Raw genomic sequence first — 22,619 nt, 5'->3', positions numbered from 1 at the left:
CGGTGGGAGAAGCCCCTCGTGACGGTGAGCGGAAAGCTCACATCATGTCTTCGATCTCCGCGGCGATCGGGTCCGCGTCGGTGCCGATGACGACCTGGATGGCGGTGCCCATCTTCACGACACCGTGGGCGCCGGCGGCCTTCAGGGCGACCTCGTCGACGAGCGACGCGTCGTGGACCTCGGTACGCAGGCGGGTGATGCAGCCCTCGACCTCGTCGATGTTGTCGATGCCGCCGAGCCCGGCGACGATCTTCTCAGCCTTGGTGGCCATGTTCCTTCTCCCTGATCCGAACGAGAACCGTCCGGAGACTGGTCTACACCACCATGGGGAACCCCACCAAACCGCCGCCCACAACTCGCGGGCCCTGCACACCGTGTAGCCCCACGGTCGCTATTTCACGGGTTACTTATATCCGTGCCATCGTGCTACAACAGGTCTACACCACAAGTGGTGTAGACCACAGACGCTGCCGTCCCCTTCCATGGTCCCAGGGCGGCGCCCTGCCCAACTGGAGGAAGTTGTGACCACGGCCAGCGCCGCGCCCCCGGCCGAGAAGAAGAGGGGCGCCAAGGTGATGGGCGTCCTCCAGCGGATCGGCCGCAGCCTGATGCTGCCGGTCGCGGTGCTCCCCGCCGCCGCCCTGCTGGTTCGGCTCGGCAACCCCGACATGCTGGGTGACCCCTCCTACCCGGCGTTCCTGACCAAGATCGCCTCCTTCATGGCCGCGGGCGGCAACGCGATCCTGGACAACATGGCGCTGCTGTTCGCGGTGGGCATCGCCATCGGCTTCGCCAAGAAGTCGGACGGCTCCACGGCGCTCGCCGCGGTCGTCGGTTACCTGGTCTTCAAGAACGTGCTGGCCACGTTCACCGACAAGAACCTGCCGAAGGTGGCCACCGCCGTCGACGGCAAGGTCGTCATGGTGAATGCCCCGGTGGACGCCAAGGTCCTCGGCGGCGTGGTGATGGGCATCGTCGTCGCCCTGCTCTACCAGCGCTTCTACCGCACCAAGCTGCCCGACTGGGCCGGCTTCTTCGGCGGCCGCCGTCTGGTCCCGATCCTCTCCGCGCTCGCGGGTCTGCTCATCGGCATCGTCTTCGGCTTCATCTGGCCGGTCCTCGGCACCGGTCTGCACAGCTTCGGTGAGTGGCTGGTCGGCTCGGGCGCCGTGGGCGCCGGCATCTTCGGTGTCGCCAACCGCGCGCTGATCCCGATCGGCATGCACCACCTGCTGAACTCGTTCCCGTGGTTCCAGGCCGGTGACTACCAGGGCAAGAGCGGCGACATCGCGCGCTTCCTCGCCGGTGACCCGCACGCGGGCCAGTTCATGACCGGCTTCTTCCCGATCATGATGTTCGCGCTCCCCGCCGCCTGCCTCGCCATCGTGCACTGCGCGCGCCCTGAGCGCCGCAAGGTCGTCGGCGGCATGATGTTCTCCCTCGCGCTGACCTCGTTCTTCACCGGTGTCACCGAGCCGATCGAGTTCACCTTCATGTTCATCGCCCCGGTGCTGTACGCGATCCACGCGGTGCTCACCGGTGTCTCCATGGCGCTGACCTGGTCGCTGGGCATGCGGGACGGCTTCGGCTTCTCCGCCGGCGCGATCGACTTCGGCCTGAACTGGGGCATCGCGTCGAACCCGCTGGGCCTCATCCTGGTCGGCCTCTGCTTCGCGGTCGTCTACTACGTGGTCTTCCGCTTCGCCATCACCAAGTGGAACCTCCCCACGCCGGGCCGCGAGTCCGACGAGGAGCTGGCCGAACTCCAGAAGGCCGAGGCCAAGTAACCCGGCCGAAGGACGCGTAAGGCCCCGGAACCTCCTGAGGTTCCGGGGCCTTCGTCGTGCTCGGGGCTACAGCTCGTACGTCATGCGGGGCACCGCCAGCTCCACGCGGCCGGTGAACGTCTCGCGGGCGTGGGCCAGGTTGACCTGGGGGTCGGTCCACGGGGGGATGTGGGTCAGGACGAGCATGCGGGCGCCCGCCCGGGTGGCCGACTCCCCGGCCTCGCGGCCGTTGAGGTGCAGGTCGGGGATGTTCTCCTTGCCGTGCGTGAACGCCGCCTCGCACAGGAAGAGATCCGCGTCCCGCGCCAGCTCGTCCAGCGCCGGGCTGACCCCGGTGTCCCCCGAGTACGTCAGGGACTTGCCCCCGTGCTCGATCCGGATCGCGTACGCCTCCACCGGGTGCCGCACCCGCTCGGTGTGCACCGTGAAGGGGCCGATCTCGAACGTGGACGGCTTGACCGTGTGGAAGTCGAAGACCTCGCTCATCGAGGACGCGGAGGGCGTGTCGGCGTACGCGGTGGTCAGCCGGTGCTCGGTGCCCTCGGGGCCGTAGACCGGGATCGGCGCGCAGCGGCCGCCTTCGTACCGGTAGTACCGCGCCACGAAATACGCGCACATGTCGATGCAGTGATCGGCGTGCAGATGGCTGAGGAAGATCGCGTCGAGGTCGTAGAGACCGCAATGGCGCTGCAGCTCGCCGAGGGCGCCGTTGCCCATGTCGAGAAGCAGCCGGAAGCCGTCGGCCTCGACGAGGTAGCTCGAACAGGCCGATTCCGCGGACGGGAACGACCCCGAGCAGCCGACGACGGTGAGCTTCATGAAACAGAAACCTCCGCTGGCGGAAAAAGGGGTGGGCGAAGAGCGGCGGGGCTGGGTTGTGCGGTTTGTCGAGCGTAAGGCGCGAAAGCGCGGGTCGCTCCTTCGCCAGGGGCCGTTGTGGGCGAACTCACCTGTGCTGTCACCGGTTCGGCTGGACCGGGGGCGCGTGGGGACGAGTCGAGGGCGCGCGGTGGGCGGTGCGCGCCGGTAACGTCCTCGCATGGACACGACCTGGTGGGCTGCGCTGGTCGCGGTGCTTCTGCTGGCCCTGGTCGCCACGCTGGTGGACGGCTGGGGACGGGGGCACCGGCCGCGTCGTCGGCGTGTACGGGCCGTTGCGGCAAGGGAGTTGACGGAGCGTCCGCGCCCCGGCGACATCTGGTGGGCCGAGCCGGTGCCCTGCCTGGTGCTGGCCGTGCGCGACGGGCGGGCCATGGTCGTCCGCATCACCGGCCGCCCCGAGACGGAGCACTCCGAGCTGATCCCGCTGCCGGGCGGCGTACTGGGCGAAGGCCCCCGCTACCTCGACCCCGGAGCGCTGCACGAGCTGCCCGTGGGGGCACTGCGCCGTCGCGTGGGCGAGGCCGACCCGGCCCTGTGGGACCGGGTCCGGCACCTCGCCGGCTGAGGGCCCGTCCGGCGGAAAGGCCCTAGCGCACCCGCACCGTGACCTGCCACCGCTCGGTGCCATGGGTGGAGGTCAGTTCGACGGTGCCGGTCTTCTCCGCGCGGTAGGCGGCGTTCGCGTCGCCCGGCTGGAGGACGAAGCCCGAGTTGATCGCGGTGAGCGCGCCGCCCTCGGTCCGGACCGGCTTCCAGGGGCGGGCCTTGTCGCCGTCGAGGGAGAGTCGCAGCTCACCGCCCTTGGCCAGGCACAGGGTGCGCCCGGAGTCGGCGGCGGTCAGCCGCAGCGCCCCGGCGCAGTTCTCGCGGGTCGGTTCCGGTGACACGCTCCGGCCCGCGTCGCTCCGGCCCTCCCCGCAGCCCGCCAGCAGCAGGGCCGCCGCGAGCGCGGCGAGGGCAAAGGGTGTCGTACGGCGCATGGGGACCGCCTCTCCGTCCGGGGCCGGCCGGGACACCGGCACCACTGGTACCGGTGTGACGCGCGACCGCCCCGAACGGCTCCCCTCAGGCCCAGAGCTGGCCCTGGAGGGTCTCGACCGCCTCTTCGGTGGTCGCCGCCGTGTAGACCCCGGTGGAGAGGTACTTCCAGCCGCCGTCGGCGACGACGAAGACGATGTCGGCGCTCTCCCCCGCCTTGACCGCCTTGCGGCCCACCCCGAGCGCCGCGTGCAGCACGGCGCCGGTGGAGACGCCCGCGAAGATGCCCTCCTGCTGGAGGAGTTCACGGGTACGGGCCACCGCGTCCGCCGAGCCGACGGAGAAGCGGGTGGTGAGCACGGAGGCGTCGTACAGCTCGGGCACGAAGCCCTCGTCGAGGTTGCGCAGGCCGTAGACCAGGTCGTCGTAGCGCGGCTCGGCGGCGACGATCTTCACGTCCGGCTTCTGCTCGCGCAGGTAGCGGCCGACGCCCATCAGGGTGCCGGTGGTGCCGAGGCCCGCGACGAAGTGGGTGACGGAGGGCAGGTCGGCCAGGATCTCGGGACCGGTGCCCGCGTAGTGGGCGCCCGCGTTGTCGGGGTTGCCGTACTGGTAGAGCATCACCCAGTCGGGATGCTCGGCGGCCAGCTCCTTGGCGACGCGGACGGCGGTGTTGGAGCCGCCCGCCGCCGGGGACGGGACGATCTCGGCGCCCCACATGCCGAGCAGGTCACGGCGCTCGCGGGAGGTGTTCTCCGGCATCACGCAGACCATGCGGTAGCCCTTGAGCTTGGCGGCCATGGCCAGGGAGATGCCGGTGTTGCCGGAGGTGGGCTCCAGGATGGTGCAGCCCGGGGTGAGCCGGCCGTCCTTCTCCGCCTGCTCGATCATGTGCAGCGCGGGCCGGTCCTTGACGGAGCCGGTCGGATTGCGGTCCTCCAGCTTGGCCCAGATCCGGACGTCGGGGGACGGCGAGAGCCGCGGCAGGCGCACCAGGGGGGTGTTGCCCACCGCGGCCAGCGGGGAGTCGTAACGCATGAGGGCGCGGCGGCCGATCAGGCCATGCCGCCGGCGACGGCCGGCAGGATGGTCACGGTGTCGCCGTCCGACAGCTTGGTGTCGATGCCGTCGACGAAGCGGACGTCCTCGTCGTTCAGGTACACGTTGACGAACCGGCGCAACTGCCCGCCGTCGACCACGCGGCCCTGGATGCCCGCGTGCCGGGTCTCGAGGTCGGCGAACAGGTCGGCGAGGGTCTCCCCGTTGCCTTCGACCGCCTTCTGGCCGTCGGTGTACTGGCGGAGGATGGTCGGGATGCGGACCTCGATGGCCATGGTTGCGGGCTCCTGTTCGAAGGTGTTCGTCGGGGCTGCGGCTCGGTACGTCAGCAGAAGGCGCGCACCACAGTCAGAACCATGAGCTCATCGTATCGATTCCCGGTCCACCCTCCGGAATCCCGTCCCGGATGATGGACGTTTTCCGACCGGGGAGTGGGATCAGTACGCCTCGACGACCTTGACCTCCTCCTCGGTGACCTCTCCGTCCAGGATGCGGAACGAACGGAACTGGAAGTCGCCGAGGCCGTCGGAGTCCGCCGTGGAGACCAGGACGTAGTGCGCGCCGGGCTCGTTCGCGTAGCCGATGTCGGTACGGGAGGGGTACGCCTCGGTCGCGGTGTGGGAGTGGTAGATCACCACCGGCTCCTCGTCGCGGTCGTCCATCTCCCGGTAGAGCTTCAACAGGTCCTGGGAGTCGAATTCGTAGAACGTGGGCGAGCGGGCCGCGTTCAGCATCGGGATGAAGCGCTCGGGGCGCCCGGCACCCTCCGGCCCGGCCACCACACCGCACGCCTCGTCGGGGTGGTCCTCGCGGGCGTGGGCGACGATCCGGTCGTACAGGTCCTGGGTGATGGTCAGCATGCGGGCCAGGATAGGGGGACGGGCCGTCCCGTACCGCAGTGCGGTACGGGACGGCCCGCATGGCGGACGCCCTGAGCGGCGGCCCCCGGGGGTGCCACGAGTACTCCCGGGGACCGGGCGTCCTGGATGGTCCCTGTGGTGGTCAGCCCACCTTCTCCAGCGCCGGTTCGTCACGCTCGCCGGTCTCGGGCGTGCGGGACTTCATGACCAGCCAGCCGATGCCGAGCGCTGCTGCCCACACCGCCATCACGTACAGGCAGATGCGGGAGTCGGCATCGTACGCGATCAGACCGGTGACGAAGAGCAGGAAGACGATGGCGATGTACGAGCAGACCGAGCCGCCGGGCGCCGGGAAGGACGAGGCGGGCAGTTCGCCGGCGACGACCTTGCGGCGGTAGAGGACGTGGCTGATCAGGATCATCAGCCAGGTCCAGATGCCCGCGGCGGTGGCGATGGAGGTGACGTAACCGAACGCCTTCTCCGGGACGATGTAGTTCAGCACCACGCCGATGCCCATGAACAGCACCGAGACGGTGATGCCGAGCGCCGGGGCCTTGGTGGAGGACAGCTTGGCGAAGACGCGCGGGGCCTCGCCGTTGTCCGCCAGGGTGCGCAGCATCCGGCCCGTGGAGTACATGCCGGAGTTGCAGGAGGACAGGGCGGCGGTGAGGACGACGAAGTTCACGATGCCCGCGCCGGCCGGGATGCCGATCATGGCGAACGCCTTCACGAACGGGCTGACGCCCGGCGCGAACTCGGTCCACTTGACCACGCAGAGGATGACGGTGAGGGCACCGACGTAGAAGAGGGCGATGCGCCAGGGCAGGGTGTTGATCGCCTTGGGCAGCGTCTTCTCCGGGTCCTCGGACTCGCCGGCGGTGACGCCGACCAGCTCGACCGCGAGGTAGGCGAACATCACGCCCTGCAGGGTCATCAGCGAGGAGCCGACGCCCTTGGGGAAGAAACCGTCGAACTGGTAGAGGTTCGCCACCGAGGCGGTGTCACCGGCGGCGCTGAAGCCGAAGGTCAGCACGCCGAGGCCGATGACGATCATGCCGATCAGGGCGGTGACCTTGACCATCGAGAACCAGAACTCCAGCTCACCGAAGAGCTTCACGGAGATCAGGTTGGCCCCGAACAGGACCACCAGGAAGACCAGTGCCGTGACCCACCGAGGCACGGCCGGGAACCAGTAGTTGACGTAGATCGCGGCGGCCGTCAGCTCGGCCATGCCGGTCACGACCCACATCAGCCAGTACGTCCAGCCGGTGAAGTAACCGAAGAACGGGCCGAGGAACTCGCGCGAGTACTCGGCGAACGAGCCGGACACCGGGCGGTAGAGCAGCAGCTCGCCCAGGGCTCGCATGATGAAGAAGATGATCGCGCCCGCGAGCGCGTACATGAGGATGAGGCTGGGGCCCGCCTTGGCGATGTTCGCCCCGGCTCCCAGGAACAGGCCGACTCCGACGGCGCCACCGATGGCGATCATCTGGACCTGCCGGCTGCCGAGCCCTCGCTCGTAACCCTCTTCAGGGGCTTCGGTGACCTTCTCAGAGGCCATGGTGGTGCGCCTTTCTCCATGCCGACCCGTGGCCTTCACTCGGCCTCGGATCGGGTCTCGATCCCCCCGGAACTGATGGAGTGAGCAGGTCAGCGACCCGCTCGTTGCCTGGCCGGCGGTCGCCGGCTCGGTGGCGCACCCGGCCGAACATGGGTGGTGTTCGCCGGGCGATCGTGAAGATTTATCACGGCCGCAATATTGAGCAAAGGGGGGCCCTGTGGCGCACCGCACAGGAAGAACCGGACAAAGTACGCCCAAATGCGGCAAAAACGGCCGCAACGGTAACGCGATCGTTATCCGGAGTTGAGCGTCCTCTGAGCGAACAAGAAATCCGGCGGTGTCCGCTCTTTACGGACACCGCCGGATTCCTTACGGCTTCGGGCTACGGCATCAGGGTCGAGACCAGGGTCTCCTGGAGGCCGCCGAGCCAGAGATAGGCCAGCACCATGGGCTTGCGCGGGTCCTGGTCCGGGAGGTGGTAGAGCGGGTCGGTGTCGTCCTCGTCGGAGATCTCCAGCCGGGAGCCGATGGCCAGGCGCAGGTCGTTCAGCGCGCCGAGCCACTGCCGGGACTGCTCCGGGGACAGCTTGAGCACCGCCTCGCCGCCCTCGGCCGCCGAGACGATCCCGTCCAGGGCGCGGATGACCGCGAGGGCGTTCGTCCGCTTGCCGGCGCGCAGGTCGTTCTCGGTGTAGCGGCGGAACTCGGACGAATGCGCGCGCCGCTCCTCGGCCTCGGCCGGGTCGCCCGGCTCCTGCTCGGGGTCGGTGTAGGCGTCGGGGAACAGCCGGCGCAGCACCGGGTCGGCGGGGGGCTCGCTGGGGCCCTCGGCGAACAGCTCGGCGAGCGGGTCGCCGCCGGCGTCCTCGGCGGGACCGGGGCCGATCAGCTCCAGGAGCTGGACGGCCAGCGAGCGGATGATGGAGATCTCGACGTCGTCGAGCGCGACGGTCGCGCCGCCGCCGGGGAGCGGTTCGAAGTGTCCGGGCATCTGTGTCGGTTTACTTCCGGTCCTGCTGGAGGGTGGCCCACAGTCCGTAGCCGTGCATCGCCTGCACGTCGCGTTCCATCTCCTCGCGGCTCCCGCTGGAGACGACCGCCCGGCCCTTGTGGTGGACATCGAGCATGAGCTGGGTGGCCTTGTCCTTGGAGTAGCCGAAGTACGTCTGGAAGACATACGTCACGTAGCTCATGAGGTTGACCGGATCATTGTGGACGATCGTGATCCAGGGGACGTCCGGCTCGGGTACGGCGAAGGTCTCCTCCGCCGATTCGGTGCGTTCGATCTCTACGGGCGCGGGTGACGTCACAGAGCCATGCTGCCACGCACCCTCGAAATCGTCACACTGACGAAATGGGAGTACGATCCGTCCCCATGAACACAGCGGACCTTGGGCTGCCGGTCGAAGTCCCGTCGACGGCGCTCTTCACGGACCAGTACGAGCTGACCATGCTGCAAGCCGCCCTGAAGGCCGGGACGGCCGAGCGGCGCAGTGTGTTCGAGGTCTTCACCAGGCGGTTGCCGCACGGCCGGCGCTACGGCGTGGTGGCGGGCACCGGCCGGGTGCTGGACGCGGTGACGAACTTCCGTTTCGAGGCCGGGATGCTGGCCTTCCTCGGCGAGCGGGGGATCGTCGACGAGGCGACCCTGAAGTGGCTGGCGGACTACCGCTTCCAGGGCGACATCTGGGGCTACCCGGAGGGCGAGGTGTACTTCCCCGGCTCGCCGCTGCTGCGGGTCGAGGGCAGCTTCGCGGAGTGCGTGCTGCTGGAGACGGTGATCCTCTCCATCCTCAACCACGACTCGGCCATCGCGGCCGCGGCCTCCCGGATGTCCTCCGCGGCGGGCGGGCGGCCGCTGATCGAGATGGGCGCCCGCCGCACCCACGAGCTGGCCGCCGTCGCCGCCGCGCGCTCGGCCTACGTGGGCGGCTTCGCCACCACCTCCGACCTCGCCGCGGGCTTCCGCTACGGCATCCCGACCGTGGGCACCTCCGCGCACGCCTTCACCCTGCTGCACGACCAGGAGCGGGACGCCTTCCGCGCCCAGGTCGACGCCCTCGGCGCGGACACCACCCTGCTGGTGGACACCTACGACGTCACGGAGGCCGTCCGTACGGCCGTGGAGGTGGCCGGGCCGGAGCTGGGCGCGGTGCGCATCGACTCCGGTGACCTGCTGCTGGTCGCGCACCGGGTGCGCCAGCAGTTGGACGAGCTGGGGGCGCGGGACACCCGGATCGTGGTCACCTCCGACCTGGACGAGTACGCCATCGCCTCGCTGGCGGCGGCGCCGGTGGACGCGTACGGGGTGGGCACCCAGTTGGTGACCGGGTCCGGGCATCCGACCTGCTCGATGGTCTACAAGCTGGTCGCCCGTGCCGAGTCCGCCGACCCGTCGGCGCCGCTGATGCCGGTGGCGAAGAAGTCCACGGGCGGGAAGACCTCCGTCGGCGGCCGCAAGTGGGCGGCGCGGCGGCTGGACGCGTACGGGGTCGCGGAGGCCGAGGTCGTGGGCACCGGGCCGGTGCCGGACGAGCTGGCCGACCGGCAGTTGCTGGTGGAGCTGGTCAAGGGCGGCGAGGTCGTCGCGCGCGAGCCGCTGGACGCGGCGCGTGAGCGGCACATCGCGGCGCGGGCGAATCTTCCGCTGTCCGCGACCCAGCTCTCGCGGGGGGAACCCGTCATTCCGACGGAGTACCTCCACCTGCCCTCGGGTAGCTAGAGCGGGACCGCCGTACGCCCCTCCTCACGCCCCCTCCCGCCGGAGGCCGGAAGTCTCTAGGCTCGATTCCTTGGACCCCACTCGAAGGACACCACCATGCGCCGCGCCTTGATCGTCGTAGATGTGCAGAACGACTTCTGCGAGGGGGGCAGCCTCGCGGTGGCCGGTGGGGCCGACGTGGCCGCCGCGATCACCGAGCTGATCGGGCAGGCGGCCGGTTCGGGCTACCGCCATGTGGTGGCCACCCGCGACCACCACATCGCGCCGGGCGGCCACTTCGCGGACAACCCGGACTACGTCCACTCCTGGCCCGCGCACTGCGTCGCGGGCACGGAGGGGGTGGGCTTCCACCCGAACTTCGCCCCCGCCGTCGCCTCCGGCGCGGTGGACGCGGTCTTCGACAAGGGCGCCTACTCGGCCGCGTACAGCGGTTTCGAGGGCGCGGACGAGAACGGGGTCACTCTGGCGGACTGGCTCCGCGCGCGGGGTGTCGAGGAGGTCGACGTCGTCGGCATCGCCACCGACCACTGCGTACGGGCCACCGCCCTGGACGCGGCGAACGAGGGTTTCCGCACGCACGTCCTACTGGAGCTGACGGCGGGGGTCGCCCAGGAGACGACGGACAAGGCCCTGGAGGCGTTGCGCGAGGCAGGCGTCCAGCTAACGGGCAAGCCGGTGGTCAACGCATAGCTTCAGTCTGCGGGCCCGCTGTGGCTGGTCGCGCAGTTCCCCGCGCCCCTGAGTCGGCAACCCTGGGCGGAGTCGTATCGTGACTCCCGGCCCGCCTGGCCAGCTCCGGCACAGATTCGCCACCTGAGGGGCGCGGGGAACTGCGCGACCAGCCGCGACGGGCCCGCACACGGAGATCTACGGCTGGACGGCAGACGCTCGCAGGGCCCGGATGGGGCGCCACAGGCCCGTGCCCTCTGTTGGGGCCGTGCGCCATATGAGGCCGTCGGGGTGGTGGAGGACCGCGGTCACCTCGTCCGGGGTGGGCGGGGCCGCGTTGCCGCGCAGATACACCGACCACAGGCCGAGGTTCCGCAGCCGGGTCAGCGCCCGCGCCCGGTTGCCCGCGTGGACGAGGACCCGTACGCCGGCAGTGCCGTGGGGGAGGTTCACGGCCACCACGACCGTGCCTCCCGGCAGCTTGCAGAAGCCTCCTGCGGCCATGCGGTCACATCCCCGTCCACTCAGGTGTCAATAAGCGATCCACAGGACGCACCTAAACACGATCGGCGGCGACCCGCCAGGGGGTCACCGCCGATACGTCTCTGACCTGCGAAGATGTCGCTTACTTCGCCGCGGGCCCGACTTCGAGCTCGATCGTGGAGCCGTCGTCCGCCTGCTTCTTGATCTTGATCTTGGTGTTGGTGTCAGTGACCTTCACGCCACCGGTGGGGTTCGACGGGTCCCAGTACGTGTTGGTGCGGTCGTTGAAGACCGACACCCCGTTCTGCGCCTTGATCTTCGTCGCCGCGCCCGCCTTGTGCAGCGTGATGCCGTCCGTCGGGTCGAGCGAGAAGGGCGAGTCGTACGCCTGCATCCGGTTGCGCAGCAGCGTCCCGTCGGACCACTTCAGCGCCTTCGGGTGGGCGTCGACCGGCAGGATCAGACCGGTGCCCGGGTGCGCGTCGGCGTTGGTGTTGTTGTCCGCCTGGGAGGTGTCCCACTTCCAGATCAACAGGCCGTCCTGGTACGGGTAGTGCTCCACCCAGTCGGGCCGGTCGGTGCCGGTGAAGCCGAAGTTGTACGGGCCGACCTTCAGCGTCTTGTCGTACGACACGTACTGGCGGTTCTCCGCGAGGTAGTACTGCGCGTAGTCCTTGGTGAAGGAGGCGCCGATGCGGGAGAACCCGGTCGCGGCCCAAGCGGCGTCGGCCGTCTCGGCGTTGTCGGAGAACAGCGGGGTGCCGTCCGCGGTGACCGTGATCTCGTCGGCCGCGAAGCCCTTGAGGGCGACACCGCCGTCGGTCTGGTAGCGGAAGCGGAGCTGGATCTTCTTGCCCGCGTACGCGTCCAGCGAGTACGACAGCTTCTTGTAGCCGTCGACCGTGCCGGTCAGCGTGGGCTTGTCGGAGCCGTCGCGCGGGATCGGCTGACCGTCCACCGTGCCGTCCAGGGCGGTCCAGTTGGCGCCGTCCGTGGAGACCTCGGCGTAGAGGTAGTCGAAGCCGGCCTCGATGTCGTACCAGCCGTCCAGGCCCAGCGTGGCCTTGGACTTGCCGGTCAGGTCGACCGAACGGGTCAGCGTGTTCTTGAGGTTGTCACCGCTGCCGCTCCACCACTGGGTGGCGCCCTGGGCCGGGGTGACGATCTCGGTCTTGACCGCCTTGTCCGGCAGCGAGACCAACAGGGCCTGGCGGTACTTGGTGTTGTACTCCGCGAGGCCGAGCTTGTGCCAGGAGGAGACGCCCGCCTTGGCGGTGTCGTAGGTCAGCCAGCCGAGCTGGAGCTTGTCCCAGGCGTTCATGTCGCCGGGCAGGTCGCCGATGGCGTCCTTGCCGGTGCCGAGCCAGGAACCGGAGGACATCAGGGTCCAGAAACCGGTGGAGTTGTCGCCGCCGGCGGTGTCGTACTCGTCCGGCAGACCGAGGTCGTGGCCGTACTCGTGGGCGAAGACACCGAGTCCGCCGTTCTCCGGCTGGATGGTGTAGTCGCCGACCCAGATGCCGGTGTCGCCGACCGGGGCGCCGCCGAGCTTGTTGCCCGTGGGGCCGGTCGCGCCCGCGTCGGTGCCGAAGGCGTACCAGCGGTGCGCCCAGATGGCGTTCTCGCCCTCGGCGCCGCCACCCGCGGACTCGTCCTCACCGGCGTGCACGATCTGGAAGTGGTCGACGTAGCCGTCCGGCTCGTTGAAGTTGCCGTCGCCGTCGAAGTCGTAGCGGTCCCACTGGTCGTACTGGGCCAGGTCCGCCTTGATGGCGGCGTCGGTCTTGCCGGCCGCCTTCTGCCCGGCCACCCAGGACTTCAGGCCGTCGCCGACGACGTTCCACACGCTGGTGCAGTTGGTCTGACCGCAGGCGTTGTTGCCGTAACGGGCCTCGTTGTACGGGACCTTGACCCAGTCCGAGACCTCGCCGTCGACCGAGTAGCGGCCCGAGGACTGCTTCTCGTAGTACTTCTTCAGCGACTCGGTCTTGGCACCGGTGCCGAAGTAGAGGTCCTGGTAGTGCTTCTGGTTGTAATCCTGCTGCCAGGCCGTGGAGTTGTCCTTCTTGCGGTCCGGCGCGGCGATCTTGTTGTGCAGCGGGCCGGGGGTGCCGCCGAACTTGGGGTCGGTCTGGTCCCCGAACTCCACCAGGATGGTGAAGATCTTGTCGGTCTTCTCCCGGCTCAGCTCGACGTACTTGCTGTCGCCCTTCTTGCTCTTGAGCTGGACGACCTTGGAACCGTTGCGCTCCTTCGCCGTGGCCTTGCCCGCGATGAGCTGGTTCAGGGCCTCCTGGCGCTGAGCGTCCTGGGTCTTGCTCAGCGGGCCGTCGAGGTCGTGCTCCCGCTGTCCGGCCGGGGCCGGGTCGTGCCGGTTCTCGGCCGCCGGGCGGGGCGTCGTGCTCGCCTCCGCCACCGCGAACGTGGCGAAGGTGGCGGACGACGCCGCGAGCGCCACGCCTATCGCTGCGGCTCTGAACGTCCAGGGTCTGCTGGTCACTTGAGATCCTCCCCCGCGCCGCGCGCACGGCAGGAGGGTTCCGGACCTTGGAAGATTCCGTGCGCGCACGATCAACGCGTGTAGTCAAGTGCCGTAATTTGACTAGAGGTTCAGCAGAAAAGACAGACCTTGACTTGTGCAGGACAAGTGCACTATGCGGAGCCCGCGTCCGCTTTACGGACGCCCACTTCCTCTGAACGGGCGCGTGCATCAGCCCAGTTGAGGCGGACCATGACTCCGTGCGCCCCCTGTGCACCGCCCCCTCGGGTGAGGTGGGGCTTACCTGGCACAGGACTCGGGCATGCACGCGAATAGAGTCGAAATGGCGCCCAGATCCATCTCATCCCCCGTCTTCCGAGGACACGATTGCCATGCCTCGTCCGACCGTCGCACAGCTCGTCTACGGTTCCTGCACCGTGATCCTCTCCACCGTCGCCATGCTGGCCCTGTCCCAGACCAGTTCGGGCATCGGGGTCGCCGTCATAGCGCTGGCCGCGCTCGCCCTCGGGCTGCTCGTGGCCATGACGGTGCCACTGCCGGGAGCCCGGCCGACCGGCTCGGCCACCGCCGGGCAGGCACCGGCCGAGCCCGCGCGCCTGGCCGAGCGGCGCCGTCCCGTCGGCGCCTCGGCGGAGACGGTACGCGGCCGCGCGGCCTCCTGAAGGGCCGCCGCGAGCAAGGACACACACCGCAAGCGGCGGGCCGGGGACTGCTCCCCTGCCCGCCGCTTGCGGTGTGCGCGCCCCGGCCCGGTCAGGTGGTGCTGACCACCACCGTCTTGGCCGCCTTGTCGTGCAGACCCTGCTTGTAGGGGCGGTCGAAGTAGCTCCAGCCACCGCAGATCGCGGTCCAGACACAGGCGCAGCAGAACGCGAACGGCAGCCACAGCACCAGCGCCCGGATCAGCGAGGACTGCGGGGAGGGGGTGGCCCCGTCGTTGAGGTTGGCCACCCGCATCTTGAACCAGCGCATGCCGAGCGTCTGTCCGGTGCGGGCGATCAGGATGGTGTCGTAGGCGACGTACAGGACGGCGGCGATGATGGACTGGCCGAGCGACTTGCCGACCTCCATCCGGTCGCCGTTCACGTCGTACTGGTGCACCCCGAACGCCCAGGTCAGCAGCCAGACGGCGATGCCGACGATGATCATGTCGATGATGCGGGCGACGGTGCGCTTGCCGCTGTCGGCGAGCGGGGGCATCCCCGCGAGGGGGTCGCCGGGGTGACCGGGGCCCTGGGGTCCGCCCCCGTACGGGCGACCGCCGTAAGGGCCGCCGCCGTAGGGACCGCCGCCCTGAGGGCCGCCCCCGTAGGAGCCGCCCGAACCGTAGGGGTTGCCCGAGCCGTAGGGGTCGCCGCCCTGGGGCGGGGGCTGGCCGCCGCCGTGCGGGGGTGGCTGCTCGCCGCCGGGCGGCGGGGGCTGCTGGGCGCCGTACGGGCGGTCGTACGGCGAACCCGACCCCTGGTCCGACTCGGGCCGCTTCCTCAGCGGGTCGTCGTCGGGGGGCTGCGGTCCGGAGCCGGGGGGCGGTTCACTGCTCATGGCCCGAGTCGACCGCGAACGCCCCGCCGCCGCACCCGGCGGGCGGCCGTACGGGGGACCCTATTCGGCCACGAAGGTGTGCGCCGCCTTGTCGTGCCAGCACTGGCGCCACGGCCGGTCGAACAGCCCCCACAGCACACCGACGACCCCGATGACGAGGACTCCGGGCAGGCTGTAGACCAGCCAGCGGCGCAGCGCGGCCCCGAAGGACGGGGGTTCGTGCCCCTCGATGTCCCGCACCTGGATGCCGCACAGCCGCTTGCCCAGGGTGCGGCCCCAGCGGGCGGTCGGCAGCACCTCGTACACCACCCCGAAGACGAGGAGGACGCCGAGCACGATGCCGAGCGAGGTGGCGGTGGTGCCGTCGAGCAGCCAGACGGTGACGGTACGGCCGGACAGCCGGGCCGCCTCGATCTTGCTCTGCACGTGGTCGACGGCGCGGACCCCGAGCGGCACGGCCGCGGCCGCCGTCACGGCGCCGATGAACACGTTGTCGATCAGCCGGGCGGCGAAGCGCTTGCCGAGACCGGCCGGGCGGGCTTCGGCCTGGCGCCGGACCGCCGCGAGGAACGGGTCCTCCACCGGAGGCTTCCACGGCGCGACGGGCTGCTCCTCGCCGGTCCCGGCGAGCTGGTGCACCTGCTGCGCCCAGGACGCCTGACCGCCTCCGGGACCGGGGGCGAGGGGGCCTCCGGCCTGGGGCGGGAGTACGGGGTTCACCGGGGCGGGGGCCACGGGGGCGGGGGCGGCCGGCTGCGGGACGCCGGGCCAGTCCCCGCCGGGCTGTCTGCGGGGGTCCGCCGGGGCCTGCGCGGACTGCCCCGGCACCTGGGGTGCGACGGCTGCCCGGGCGGCCGGCCCGGCGGCCGCGTCGGGGGCGGCCCCGAATCCCGCCGGTCCGCCCACAGGCCCCTGAGCCGCGCCCGGGGCCTGCCCCGGCGTCCTCGCGGCACCGGCCTCCCCGGCATCCCCCGGCCGCACCCGCCGGAACGTCATAGTCCCGTCGTCCCGCTGGACCCCCGCCGCCGGGCCCGGAGTCGGCCGCCGGAAAAGGAACGTGTCCGGGGGCGCCTCGCCCTGGCCCGCCGGACCATCGGCTGAGCCGCCCTCGTCGAAGAAGTGCGGACCCGTCTCCTCCACAGCGGGAGTGGCGAGGCCGGAGGTTGACGGCGCGGTGAGCGGTTCGCCGTCCGCGGGGGCGGGGCGGCTGGTGCCGGGCACCCAGGCGGTGCCGTTCCAGTAGCGGACGTAGCCGGGGATCGACGGGTCCGGGTAGTAGCCCTCGCGGGGCCTGTCGTCACCGTGGGCCGGCGTAGGGGCGCTCATGTCCGTCGTCCCGTATCTGCTCGGGGGTGGAAGGGAGCCTCCACATCTATCAGACCCGGGGCGTCCCATACCCCTCTCCTGCCGGACCCGCCCCCTTCCGGGCGACGCCGTGGGGGCTCCCTGGCACAGGTTGGAAAAAGATTTCCGGGAACCCGCGTAATGACCGCGCCCCTGCCCCCTCTCTCCTGGCACGGGCCCGTCCGAGCGGCCCCCGGTCCGAAGAAGGAGACAGGTCATGGAGCACACGGTGGTGGAGCGGGAACTGGAGCTCAAGCTCATCCTCTCGCCCGAGCGGAGCATCCCGGTCCCGGCCCGGCTCGCCTACCGGTCCGACGACCCCTACGCCGTCCACATCACCTTCCACATCAACTCCGAGTTCCCCGTGCACTGGACGTTCGCCCGCGAACTCCTCGTGGAGGGCGTGTTCCGGCCGTGCGGGCACGGGGACGTGCGGGTGTGGCCGACGAAGGTGAACGGCCGCAGCGTGGTGCTGATGGCGCTCAGCTCGCCGGACGGCGACGCCCTGCTGGAGGCGCCCACCCCGCAGGTGTCCTCCTGGCTGGAGCGGACGCTGCGGGCGGTGCCGCCGGGCACCGAGGCCGCCCAGCTCGGGATCGACGACGCGCTCGACCAGTTGCTGGCCCGGTGAGGGGCCCCGGCTCAGAAGAGCTTGCCGGGGTTGAGGATGCCCAGCGGGTCGAAGACGCCCTTCACGGCCCGCTGCATCTCCACGCCCACGGGGCCGAGTTCGCGCGCCAGCCACTCCTTCTTCAGCACGCCCACCCCGTGTTCGCCGGTGATGGTGCCGCCGAGTTCGAGGCCGAGGGCCATGATCTCGTCGAAGGACTCGCGGGCGCGGCGGGACTCGTCCTCGTCGAGGGCGTCGAAGCAGACCGTGGGGTGGGTGTTGCCGTCACCGGCGTGCGCGCACAGCCCGATGGTGAGGTCGTACTTGGCGGCGATCCGCTCGACGCCCTCCAGCATCGCGCCGAGCTTCGAGCGGGGCACGCACACGTCGTCGATCATGGTGGTGCCCTTGACCGCCTCCAGCGCGGTGAGCGACATCCGCCGTGCCTGGAGCAGCAGTTCGGACTCGGCGGCGTCGTCGGCGACGACCACCCCGGTGGCTCCGGACGCCTCGCACAGCGCGCCGAGCGCGGCGAGGTCGGCGGCGGGGTCCGGGGTGTCGAAGGCAGCCAACAGCAGCGCCTCGGTGGTCTCAGGCAGACCCATCCGGGCGAAGTCGTTGACGGCCTTGACGGTGGTGCGGTCCATCATCTCCAGCAGCGAGGGCGCATGGCCGCCCGCCATGATCCGGCACACCGCGTCGCAGGCCTCGGCGGCCGTGGCGAACTCGGCGGCCAGCACCAGTTGCCGGGGCGGCTTGGGCCGGAGCGCGAGCACGGCGCGGACCACGATGCCGAGCGAGCCCTCGGAGCCGACGAAGAGCCGGGTCAGGTCGTACCCGGCGACGCCTTTCGCGGTGCGGCGGCCGGTGGACATCAGGCGGCCGTCGGCGAGGACGACGTCCAGCCCGAGGACGTACTCGGCGGTCACGCCGTACTTGACGCAGCACAGGCCGCCGGACGCGGTGCCGATGTTGCCGCCGATGGTGCAGGTCTCCCAACTGGAGGGGTCCGGCGGGTAGTACAGGCCGTGTTCCTCCACCGCGCGGGAGAGCACGGCGTTGACGACGCCCGGCTCGACGACGGCGATCCGGTCGACGGGGCTGATCTCCAGGATGCGGTCCATCTTGGTGAGCGACAGCACGATGCACCCGTCGGAGGCGTTGGCCGCGCCGGACAGCCCCGTGCGGGCCCCCTGCGGGACGACCGGCACCCGCAGCTCGGTGGCGGTGCGCAGCACGTGCTGGACCTCCTCCACGGTGCGTGGCAGGACCACGGCGGCGGGGGCCCCGGCCGGGCAGAAGCTCGCCATGTCGTGGGCGTAGGAGGCGGTGACGTCGGGATCGGTCAGCACGGCCCCGGCGGGCAGGCCCGCCAGCAGCCGTTCGGTGAGACTCTCGGCGGGCGCGGTGTCCTCGTCGCGGGGCGCTTCGATGCGGCTCATGATCACAGCGTGGCACTCGGGGCCATCGGTGTGAACCCCGCACGCGCCGTGCTTGGGCCACCCGGATGTGGTCGTCATATTGACGCACAGTGACCGGTATGGCGAACAGACAGTACGGCGATTCGCAGCCCGGTACCTCCCTGGTGGCCGAGCCCGCGCCGCGCCGGCCCCGGCGTTGGCTGGGCCGGGCGCTGCTCACCGTGGTGGCGGGCGGCGCGGCGGCGGGCGCGGCGCTGACGCTGCTGCCGCAGGAGGTGCCCCAGCGGGCCCGGCACCGGCCCCCGGCACCCGCGCCCGGACCGCAGGCGCGGGCGCTGACGGCGGTCACCACCGGCGTCCCCGCGGCGCTGCCCGACCTGACGGAGCTGATCACCCGGCAGGAGAGCGGGGTACGGGCCAGGCCCGCCGACGCCCGCGCCTGGGCGGTGCTCGGCGCGGCCTACGTGGCGCGGGCAGGGCGCACGGCCGACGCGGCGGACCTCCCACGCGCCGAGCGGGCCCTCGGCACCTCGCTGAAGGTGCGCGGCACGAAGAACGCCGAGGCGCTGGCCGGCCTGACCGCCCTCGCCAACGCCCGCCGCGACTTCCCCACGGCCAAGCGGTACGGGGAGCAGGCGCTGAAGCTGACCCCGAAGCGGTGGTCGGCGTATCCCCCGCTGATCGACGCGTACAACGGGCTCGGTGACTACACCGCCGCCCGGAACACCCTGGACCGGCTGATGGCGCTGCGCACCGCCCCCGCCGACCGGCCGGCCGTGATGGCGCGGGCGTCGGCCGTCTACCGGGACCGGGGCTGGCGCGAGGACGCGGCGGCCCAGTTGACGGACGCGGCCGCGGCCGCCGGTACGCCCGCCGAGCAGGCCGCCTACCGGGCCGGGGTCGGGCAGTTGGCGTGGGAGCGCGGCGAACTCCCGGAAGCGCTGCGACAGTTCACCGAGGCGCTCCGCCTGGACCCGGCCGAGGCCACGGCGGGCGTCGGCAGGGCCCGCACCCTGGCCGCACAGGGCCGCACCGCCGACGCGCTCACCGCGTACCGTACGGCTCTCTCGAAGTGGCCGGACGCGGCGGCAACCCTCGAACTGGCCGAGCTGTACGAGTCGGTGAACCGCACCCAGGACGCCGAGACGCAGTACGCGCTGGCGGGCGAGCGCGCGGAGAAGTCGGCGGCCGGCGGGGTCGACGAGGAGCTGGTGCTCGGCAGGCTGGAGGCGGACCACGGGGACCCGCAGGAGGCGGTGACCCGGCTGCGGGCGGAGTACGGGCGCCAGCCCGGCATCGAGGTGGCCGACGCGCTCGGCTGGGCGCTGCACCGCACGGGCCAGGACGAGGAGGCGCTGACCTTCGCCACCACCGCGACCGACAAGGCGAAGGGCGGCGGGGTGCGCAGCGCGCTGCACGCCTTCCACCGGGGCATGATCGAGTACGAGCTGGAGCGGTACGGGTCCGCGCGCCGCCACCTCCAGGACGCGCTGCTGGTCAACCCGGCCTTCTCGCCGCTGTGGGCGCCCGAGGCGCGGGCGGCCCTGACGGAGCTGGGTGACGCGGAGGACGGGTCGCTGCCCGTCGACGCGTTGTGAGCCGGGGCGCGGCCGCTCACCGCGCCCCGGCTCAGCTTGTGCGAAGCCGGACTACAGGTTGCCCCGCTTCTCCTGCTCCCGCTCGATGGCCTCGAAGAGGGCCTTGAAGTTGCCCTTGCCGAAGCCCATCGAGCCGTGGCGCTCGATGAGTTCGAAGAACACCGTCGGCCGGTCCTGGACCGGCTTGGTGAAGATCTGCAGCAGGTAGCCGTCCTCGTCGCGGTCGGCGAGGATCTTCTGCTCGCGCAGGGTCTCGATCGGCACGCGGGTGTCACCGACCCACTCGCCGAGGGTGTCGTAGTAGGAGTCCGGGGTGTCGAGGAACTGGACACCGGCCGCGCGCATGGTGCGTACCGTCTGCACGATGTCGTTGGTGGCCAGCGCGATGTGCTGGACGCCGGGGCCGCCGTAGAACTCCAGGTACTCGTCGATCTGGGACTTCTTCTTGGCGACGGCGGGCTCGTTGAGCGGGAACTTGACCTTCAGGGTGCCGTCCGCGACGACCTTCGACATCAGCGCGCTGTACTCGGTGGCGATGTCGTCGCCCACGAACTCCTTCATGTTCGTGAAGCCGAGGACGTTGTTGTAGAACGCCACCCACTCGTCCATCTTGCCGAGTTCGACGTTGCCGACGCAGTGGTCGATGGCCTGGAAGGTGCGGCGGGCGGGCGGCTCGACGATCGGGGCGGCGGCGACGAAGCCGGGGAGGTAGGGGCCGTCGTAGCCGGAGCGCTCGACCAGGGTGTGCCGGGTCTCGCCGTAGGTGGCGATGGCGGCGATGACGACGGTGCCGTGCTCGTCCTTCACCTCGTGCGGCTCGGCGAGCGGGCGGGCGCCGTGCTCGACGGCGTAGGCGAAGGCGGCGCGGGCGTCCGGGACCTCGATGGCCAGGTCCACGACGCCGTCGCCGTGCTCGGTGACGTGCCGGTCGAGGAACTCGCCCCAGGGGGTGCTGGGCCGGATCACCGAGGTGAACACGAACCGGGCGGCGCCGTTCTCCAGGACGTAACTGGCGGTCTCGCGGCTGCCGTTCTCCGGTCCGGAGTAGGCGACCAGACGCATGCCGAAGGCGCTGGAGTAGTAGTGCGCGGCCTGCTTGGCGTTGCCCACGGCGAAGACGACCGCGTCCATTCCCTTGACCGGGAAGGGGTCGGCCTGCCGGGCGGTTTCGGGAGTGTGCTGAGTGGTCTGCGTCATGGTCGAAGGGTGGCCCCGCCCTGCAAGGTGCGCAATAGTTCGCGTATTCGCTGGGCAGTCTGTTCAGCCTTACGGCCCTACCGGCGGGCTTTCTGTACAGGATGACCATCCCTGGAGGGCGTCGTGGCGATCGATCATCTGGACGGCCAGATCCTGGTGCTGCTGGCCGAGGAGCCGCGTATCGGCGTGCTGGAGATGTCGCGGCGGCTCGGGGTCGCGCGGGGCACGGCGCAGGCGCGGCTGGACCGGCTGCGCTCACGCGGGGTGATCCGGGGGTTCGGGCCGCAGGTGGACCCCTCGGCGCTCGGCTATCCGGTGACCGCCTTCGCCACGCTCCAGATCCGGCAGGGCCAGGGTCCCGACGTGCGGGCGCATCTGGCGGGCGTGCCGGAGGTGCTGGAGCTGCTGACCACGACCGGCACCGGGGACATGCTGTGCCGGCTGGTGGCCCGCTCCAACGCCGATCTGCAACGGGTCATCGACCGGGTGGTCGGCTTCGACGGCATCGTCCGCGCCTCCACGACGATCGTCATGGAGAACCCGGTGCCACTGCGGATCATCCCGCTGGTGCGGCAGGCGGCCGGGGAGTTCGAGGAGGACTAGCAGCTCGGGACCTTGCCCGTGCCCTTCTCCAGGGCGACGAGGGCGTCCACCGCGCCGTCGAGGTCCGTGACCGGGATCAGGCGCAGGCCCTTGGGCAGGTTGGTGTGGGCGTCGGCGCACTCGGCCTTCGGCACCAGGAAGACGGTGGCGCCGTCGCGCCGGGCGGCCTGGGTCTTCAGGGCCACCCCGCCGACCGCGCCGACCTTGCCCTCGGCGTCGATCGTGCCGGTACCGGCGATGGTCCGGCCCCCGGTGAGGTCTCCCCCGCTGCCGTCGCCGTCCAGCTTGTCCACGATGCCCAGGCTGAACAGCAGGCCCGCGCTGGGTCCGCCCACGTCGGCCAGGCGCAGCGTGACCTTGACGTCGTCGGGGTCCTTGCGGAGGTGGTCCAGCGCCGCGCTGGTCGCCGCGTCCTGGGACTGCCGCATCTGGGCGCTGTTGTGCTTCTCGATCTCCTTGACGGTGTCCCCGGTCGGGTACACCGCGTCGTACGGCATGACCGCGCGGTCGGTGCGGAACCAGTTGTCGGCCACCTGCCCGAGGGACACCTGCGTGTCCGGCGAGGTCGCCTCGATGGTCGTCATCCGCAGCTCGCCGGAGGTCTTCCGCGTCGGTGCCCCGGACACGGTGATCACCGGCGTCCCGTCGTTCTTCCCCAGCACGTTCGCCGTCATCCCCGGCTGCGCCACCGCGAACGGCAGCGGCGCGAAGGCCGCCGCGGCGAGCAGGCCCGCCACGGGCAGGGCGCAGAGGGCGAGGGTCCGGGGACGCGTGAGACGTGAGAGCACGGAATCAATCTAACG

General features: G+C 70.9%; 24 protein-coding genes. 8 read left to right on the top strand and 16 right to left on the bottom strand.

Annotation, left to right across the window (positions count from 1 at the left end; genetic code table 11):
- Positions 1 to 37: 37 nt before the first annotated feature.
- Positions 38 to 271 (bottom strand): glucose PTS transporter subunit EIIB, encoded by a 234-nt coding sequence (locus HEK131_RS04160; protein WP_217463205.1) that lies wholly within the window; start codon positions 269 to 271, stop codon positions 38 to 40.
- A 250-nt stretch (positions 272 to 521) separates the two neighbouring features.
- On the opposite strand from HEK131_RS04160, the gene HEK131_RS04155 reads away from it, so the two are divergent.
- Positions 522 to 1,787, top strand: a complete 1,266-nt coding sequence (locus HEK131_RS04155) for a PTS transporter subunit EIIC (protein ID WP_244333701.1) — start codon at positions 522 to 524, stop codon at positions 1,785 to 1,787.
- 66 nt (positions 1,788 to 1,853) lie between these two features.
- Here the strand turns inward: HEK131_RS04155 and HEK131_RS04150 are convergent, their stop codons facing one another.
- A complete protein-coding gene (locus HEK131_RS04150) occupies positions 1,854 to 2,606 on the bottom strand; it encodes an MBL fold metallo-hydrolase (protein ID WP_217463207.1) in 753 nt (250 codons plus the stop codon).
- 220 nt (positions 2,607 to 2,826) lie between these two features.
- Between HEK131_RS04150 and HEK131_RS04145 the strand changes: the two genes are divergently transcribed.
- Positions 2,827 to 3,234: a type II toxin-antitoxin system PemK/MazF family toxin gene (locus HEK131_RS04145; RefSeq protein WP_244333700.1), complete on the top strand. Its 408-nt coding sequence runs from the start codon at positions 2,827 to 2,829 to the stop codon at positions 3,232 to 3,234.
- Positions 3,235 to 3,256: 22 nt separating this feature from the next.
- Here the strand turns inward: HEK131_RS04145 and HEK131_RS04140 are convergent, their stop codons facing one another.
- The 7 genes from HEK131_RS04140 to clpS all read right to left on the bottom strand — a co-directional run bounded on the left by HEK131_RS04140 (position 3,257) and on the right by clpS (position 8,437).
- Positions 3,257 to 3,649 (bottom strand): hypothetical protein, encoded by a 393-nt coding sequence (locus HEK131_RS04140; protein WP_244333699.1) that lies wholly within the window; start codon positions 3,647 to 3,649, stop codon positions 3,257 to 3,259.
- 85 nt (positions 3,650 to 3,734) lie between these two features.
- On the bottom strand, positions 3,735 to 4,685 hold the full coding sequence (locus HEK131_RS04135; protein WP_161150560.1) for a PLP-dependent cysteine synthase family protein: 951 nt from the start codon (positions 4,683 to 4,685) through the stop codon (positions 3,735 to 3,737).
- A gap of 17 nt (positions 4,686 to 4,702) precedes the next feature.
- On the bottom strand, positions 4,703 to 4,981 hold the full coding sequence (locus HEK131_RS04130; protein ID WP_161150559.1) for a MoaD/ThiS family protein: 279 nt from the start codon (positions 4,979 to 4,981) through the stop codon (positions 4,703 to 4,705).
- A 162-nt stretch (positions 4,982 to 5,143) separates the two neighbouring features.
- Entirely contained in the window at positions 5,144 to 5,566 is a 423-nt protein-coding gene (locus HEK131_RS04125) for a Mov34/MPN/PAD-1 family protein (RefSeq protein ID WP_161150558.1), read from the bottom strand.
- A gap of 142 nt (positions 5,567 to 5,708) precedes the next feature.
- Positions 5,709 to 7,127, bottom strand: a complete 1,419-nt coding sequence (locus HEK131_RS04120) for an amino acid permease (protein WP_217463210.1) — start codon at positions 7,125 to 7,127, stop codon at positions 5,709 to 5,711.
- A gap of 382 nt (positions 7,128 to 7,509) precedes the next feature.
- Positions 7,510 to 8,118 carry a DUF2017 domain-containing protein gene (locus HEK131_RS04115; RefSeq protein WP_217463211.1) on the bottom strand — a complete coding sequence of 203 codons (609 nt, stop codon included), beginning with the start codon at positions 8,116 to 8,118 and terminating at the stop codon, positions 7,510 to 7,512.
- A gap of 10 nt (positions 8,119 to 8,128) precedes the next feature.
- A complete protein-coding gene (clpS, locus tag HEK131_RS04110) occupies positions 8,129 to 8,437 on the bottom strand; it encodes an ATP-dependent Clp protease adapter ClpS (protein WP_161150555.1) in 309 nt (102 codons plus the stop codon).
- Positions 8,438 to 8,502: 65 nt separating this feature from the next.
- On the opposite strand from clpS, the gene HEK131_RS04105 reads away from it, so the two are divergent.
- Together HEK131_RS04105 and HEK131_RS04100 are read left to right on the top strand one after the other, a co-directional pair.
- Complete coding sequence (locus HEK131_RS04105; RefSeq protein WP_244333698.1) at positions 8,503 to 9,849, top strand: nicotinate phosphoribosyltransferase; 1,347 nt, start codon at positions 8,503 to 8,505, stop codon at positions 9,847 to 9,849.
- Between the two features lie 96 nt (positions 9,850 to 9,945).
- Positions 9,946 to 10,539: an isochorismatase family protein gene (locus HEK131_RS04100; RefSeq protein WP_244333697.1), complete on the top strand. Its 594-nt coding sequence runs from the start codon at positions 9,946 to 9,948 to the stop codon at positions 10,537 to 10,539.
- Between the two features lie 177 nt (positions 10,540 to 10,716).
- Here HEK131_RS04100 and HEK131_RS04095 read toward each other — a convergent pair whose 3' ends face one another.
- Positions 10,717 to 11,022 (bottom strand): hypothetical protein, encoded by a 306-nt coding sequence (locus HEK131_RS04095; RefSeq protein WP_244333696.1) that lies wholly within the window; start codon positions 11,020 to 11,022, stop codon positions 10,717 to 10,719.
- A gap of 121 nt (positions 11,023 to 11,143) precedes the next feature.
- On the bottom strand, positions 11,144 to 13,501 hold the full coding sequence (locus HEK131_RS04090; RefSeq protein WP_244333695.1) for an immune inhibitor A domain-containing protein: 2,358 nt from the start codon (positions 13,499 to 13,501) through the stop codon (positions 11,144 to 11,146).
- 371 nt (positions 13,502 to 13,872) lie between these two features.
- On the opposite strand from HEK131_RS04090, the gene HEK131_RS04085 reads away from it, so the two are divergent.
- On the top strand, positions 13,873 to 14,163 hold the full coding sequence (locus tag HEK131_RS04085; RefSeq protein ID WP_217463216.1) for a hypothetical protein: 291 nt from the start codon (positions 13,873 to 13,875) through the stop codon (positions 14,161 to 14,163).
- 91 nt (positions 14,164 to 14,254) lie between these two features.
- Here HEK131_RS04085 and HEK131_RS04080 read toward each other — a convergent pair whose 3' ends face one another.
- Both HEK131_RS04080 and HEK131_RS04075 read right to left on the bottom strand, forming a co-directional pair.
- Positions 14,255 to 15,043, bottom strand: a complete 789-nt coding sequence (locus tag HEK131_RS04080) for an RDD family protein (RefSeq protein WP_244333694.1) — start codon at positions 15,041 to 15,043, stop codon at positions 14,255 to 14,257.
- Positions 15,044 to 15,103: 60 nt separating this feature from the next.
- Entirely contained in the window at positions 15,104 to 16,369 is a 1,266-nt protein-coding gene (locus tag HEK131_RS04075) for an RDD family protein (protein WP_244333693.1), read from the bottom strand.
- Positions 16,370 to 16,604: 235 nt separating this feature from the next.
- Between HEK131_RS04075 and HEK131_RS04070 the strand changes: the two genes are divergently transcribed.
- Positions 16,605 to 17,018: an SsgA family sporulation/cell division regulator gene (locus tag HEK131_RS04070; RefSeq protein ID WP_161150145.1), complete on the top strand. Its 414-nt coding sequence runs from the start codon at positions 16,605 to 16,607 to the stop codon at positions 17,016 to 17,018.
- 11 nt (positions 17,019 to 17,029) lie between these two features.
- On the opposite strand, the gene HEK131_RS04065 is transcribed toward HEK131_RS04070, so the two are convergent.
- Positions 17,030 to 18,445, bottom strand: coding sequence for an FAD-binding oxidoreductase (locus tag HEK131_RS04065; RefSeq protein WP_217463232.1), 1,416 nt, complete (start codon positions 18,443 to 18,445; stop codon positions 17,030 to 17,032).
- Between the two features lie 92 nt (positions 18,446 to 18,537).
- Here HEK131_RS04065 and HEK131_RS04060 point away from each other — a divergent pair, with 92 nt between their 5' ends.
- Entirely contained in the window at positions 18,538 to 20,016 is a 1,479-nt protein-coding gene (locus HEK131_RS04060) for a tetratricopeptide repeat protein (protein ID WP_244333692.1), read from the top strand.
- 51 nt (positions 20,017 to 20,067) lie between these two features.
- Here HEK131_RS04060 and hppD read toward each other — a convergent pair whose 3' ends face one another.
- On the bottom strand, positions 20,068 to 21,213 hold the full coding sequence (gene hppD / locus HEK131_RS04055) for a 4-hydroxyphenylpyruvate dioxygenase (protein WP_217463220.1): 1,146 nt from the start codon (positions 21,211 to 21,213) through the stop codon (positions 20,068 to 20,070).
- 123 nt (positions 21,214 to 21,336) lie between these two features.
- On the opposite strand from hppD, the gene HEK131_RS04050 reads away from it, so the two are divergent.
- On the top strand, positions 21,337 to 21,816 hold the full coding sequence (locus HEK131_RS04050; protein ID WP_217463221.1) for an Lrp/AsnC family transcriptional regulator: 480 nt from the start codon (positions 21,337 to 21,339) through the stop codon (positions 21,814 to 21,816).
- Here HEK131_RS04050 and HEK131_RS04045 read toward each other — a convergent pair.
- A complete protein-coding gene (locus HEK131_RS04045) occupies positions 21,813 to 22,604 on the bottom strand; it encodes a S16 family serine protease (protein ID WP_244333691.1) in 792 nt (263 codons plus the stop codon). The two genes, HEK131_RS04050 and HEK131_RS04045, sit on opposite strands and share 4 nt — an antisense overlap.
- Positions 22,605 to 22,619: the final 15 nt, after the last annotated feature.

It is taken from the genome of Streptomyces seoulensis (genome assembly GCF_022846655.1).
GTDB lineage: Bacteria > Actinomycetota > Actinomycetes > Streptomycetales > Streptomycetaceae > Streptomyces.
The sequence above is the reverse complement of the archived record's forward strand: the minus strand, read 5'-3'. Positions and strand labels throughout refer to the sequence as shown.